The organism is Alcanivorax sp. HI0044, from assembly GCF_001634945.1.
Window position 1 is genome coordinate 1 of the sequence record NZ_LWEZ01000861.1, and the last position, 687, is coordinate 687.

A 687-nucleotide genomic window follows, 5' to 3' on the forward strand; every position below is an offset into this window, starting at 1 on the left:
TGAATGAAATCAGGGTCATAGCGCCTCCTTTGTGCCGGCATTGTACACTACCTGAAAAGCACCAGTCGCATACGTCTCTACCGTGACGTATGGCGCTATCGGCCATGGCATGGCAGCTGTGAGTGCCGCTATGATGTGCCTTTTGTTTGGGTCGGATATTGGCCCCAGGGAGAGTTCATGCCTGAACAATCAGGGCAACGTCAGGTGCTTGCCTTCGCTCACGCCAATGGCATACCCGGCCACAGTTACGATACTTTTCTTGCGCCGTTGTCCGATGAGTACCAGTTGGTGGTACTGGACAGAGCGGGCCATGACCCTGCCTTCCCGGTGGATAATGGCTGGCATAGCCTCAGCCTGGAACTGGAGGCGCAGCTGGCGCCGTTGCCCAAACCCATTGTGGGGGCCGGGCATTCGCTGGGGTCGGTATTGATGTACCTGGTGGCGCAGCGCCATCCGGAGTGGTTTTCCTGTCTGATAATGCTCGACCCTCCCATGATGAATGGTTTGCATGGGGCGTTGATGCACGCAGCAAAACTGACGAGACAAATTGATAAGGTGACCCCGGCAGGGAAAAGCCGTGGGCGGCTGGACTACTGGCCTGATTGGGACTCGGTGGTCAGCTATTTTTCTTCTCGCGGGCTGTTCAAGGCGTTTGATCCCCGTTGTTTGTCCGATTACCTGAAAGCC

Annotated in this window: 1 protein-coding gene; it reads left to right on the top strand. The window is 56.3% G+C overall.

The features are described 5' to 3' along the window. Positions 1-177 precede the first annotated feature (177 nt). On the top strand, positions 178-687 hold a 510-nt coding region (locus tag A3730_RS10150), incomplete at its 3' end, for an alpha/beta fold hydrolase (protein WP_156501131.1).